Consider the following 2,424-nt stretch of genomic DNA (forward strand, 5'->3'; position numbering starts at 1 on the left):
CGACACCACCAACCACCACACCCTCAAACAAACCCTCCACACCATCCCCCACCACCACCCCCTCACCGCCGTCATCCACACCGCCGGCATCGCGGACGACCGCCCGCTGAGCGCGATCACTCCCGAGCAGCTGGATGAGGTCCTGCGCCCCAAGTACCAGTCCGTACAGAACCTGCACGAGCTGACGCTCGACCAGGACCTGGCCGCGTTCGTGCTGTACTCCTCGTTCAGCAGCCTGCTGCCCAACGTCGGCCAGGGCGCCTACGCGGCGGCCAACGCCTACCTCGACGCCTTCGCCGAGTACCGCAGGTCCCTGGGCCTGCCCGCGACCTCGGTCGCCTGGGGCGCCTGGGCCGGCAGCGGTATGGCCGGGGAGGAGAACTTCCAGGAGTGGATCGGTCTGGGCGGGATGGACCTGATGACGCCTCACCTCGGCGTCGTCGCCCTCCAGCAAGCCCTGGACAACGGCGACACCACGGTCGCGATCGCCAGCGTCGACTGGGACCGCGTCGCCGAGCGCTCCCGCGGCTCGCGGCCGTATCAGCTGATCTCGGAGCTGATCGGCACGGCCGACGAGACCCCCGCCGCCACGGACGGCCCGAGCCCGCTCGAACGGCTCGCCGCACTGCCCGCGGCGCAGCGCGGGGAGGAACTGCTCGACCTCGTCTGCGCCGAACTGGCCACGGTGCTTGGCCACTCCAAGTCCATGACGGTCGACTCCGCCCTGGCGTTCAAGGAGTTCGGCATCGACTCGGTCACCGCCATCGAGCTTCGCAACCGCATCGCTGCCTCGACCGGCGTCCGGTTCTCACCGATCGCCGTGTTCGACCACCCCAGCCCGGAGGCGCTGGCCGACCACCTGAGCAGCCTGGTCCCCGTACCCGACGAGAGCGCCGATACCCCGATGGCGAAGGCCGCCGAGCCCGCCCCGAACAACGAGAACCAGAGCAGGATCGACTCGCTGGCCATCGAGGATCTCGTGCGCGTGGCTCGCGGCGAAAGCCCGTCCTGAGCAGCCCGAGCGCTGCACCCGTCGTCCTCTTGACCTGACGCCCACCTGCCAGAGCGGAGCCCCAGCATGACCACGTCGAACCAGGAAATCATCGACGCACTGCGTACGTCACTCAAGGAGACCGAGCGGCTGCAGCTGGAGAACCAGCGGCTGACCGCCGTCATGCAGGAGCCGGTCGCGGTGGTCGGGATGGCCTGCCGTTTCCCGGGCGGTGTGCGGTCGCCCGAGGATCTGTGGGATCTGGTGGCGGCGGGAATCGATGCCACTTCGGAGCTGCCCGGTGACCGGGACTGGCCGGAGGACCTGTACGACCCGGACCCGGAGAGCCTGGGCAAGTCGTATGCCCGTCGCGGCGGTTTCCTGGACGATGTGGCGGGCTTCGACGCGGAGTTCTTCGGGATTTCGCCGCGTGAGGCGCTGGCGATGGATCCGCAGCAGCGGCTGCTTCTTGAGACCTCGTGGGAGGTGTTGGAGCGGGCGGGCCTGGACCCGCAGGCGCTGAAGGGCAGCCGGACCGGCGTCTACGTCGGCGCCTCCACCTCGGCGTACATCCCCGACATGGACAACCCGCCCGAGAACGTGGAGGGCTACACCCTCACCGGCAACCTGGCGAGTGTGCTGTCGGGCCGGGTGTCGTACTCGTTCGGTTTCGAGGGGCCCGCGGTGTCGGTGGACACCGCGTGCTCGTCGTCACTGGTGGCACTGCACCTCGCGGTCCAGGCGCTGCGGCAGGGAGAGTGCGATCTCGCCCTGGCCGGTGGCGTCACCGTCCTCGCAAGCCCCGCCGCCCTCACCGAGTTCTCAAGGCAGCGTGGTCTGGCTCCTGACGGCCGGTGCAAGCCGTTTTCGGCGGACGCCGACGGCTTCAGCGCGGGAGAGGGCGTCGGGCTGTTGGCGGTGGAACGTCTCTCGGATGCGCGGCGTCTTGGGCACAAGGTGCTGGGTGTGGTGCGGGGTTCGGCCGTCAACCAGGACGGCGCGAGCAACGGCCTGACCGCGCCGAACGGTCCGTCGCAGGAGCGGGTGATCCGGGCCGCGCTGGCCAATGCGGGCCTGTCGGTGTCGGACGTGGACGCGGTGGAGGCACACGGCACGGGCACGAAGCTGGGTGACCCGATCGAGGCCCAGGCGCTCATCTCCACGTACGGACAGGACCGTGAGGGCGGACGTCCCGTGCAGCTCGGCTCGGTGAAGTCCAACATCGGACACACGCAGTCGGCCGCCGGAGTCGGCGGAGTCATCAAGATGCTGATGGCGCTACGCAACGAGGAACTGCCCCGCACGCTCAACGTGAGCGAGCCGTCCCCCTTCGTGGACTGGGATGCGGGGGCGTTGGAGTTGTTGACGGGGTCGGTGGAGTGGCCTCGGGGTGTGCGGGTGCGTCGGGCGGGTGTGTCGTCTTTTGGTGTGAG

2 protein-coding genes are annotated in these 2,424 nt (G+C 69.4%); both read left to right on the forward strand.

The window, feature by feature from the left end; all coding sequences use genetic code 11:
- The coding region (locus tag ABZ833_RS45560; protein ID WP_361060020.1) for a beta-ketoacyl reductase at window positions 1-1,012 on the forward strand (1,012 nt) is incomplete at its 5' end.
- A gap of 66 nt (window positions 1,013-1,078) precedes the next feature.
- On the forward strand, window positions 1,079-2,424 hold a 1,346-nt coding region (locus ABZ833_RS45565), incomplete at its 3' end, for a beta-ketoacyl synthase N-terminal-like domain-containing protein (RefSeq protein WP_361060022.1).

Source organism: Streptomyces sp. NPDC047525, assembly GCF_040643025.1.
GTDB lineage: Bacteria > Actinomycetota > Actinomycetes > Streptomycetales > Streptomycetaceae > Streptomyces > Streptomyces durmitorensis.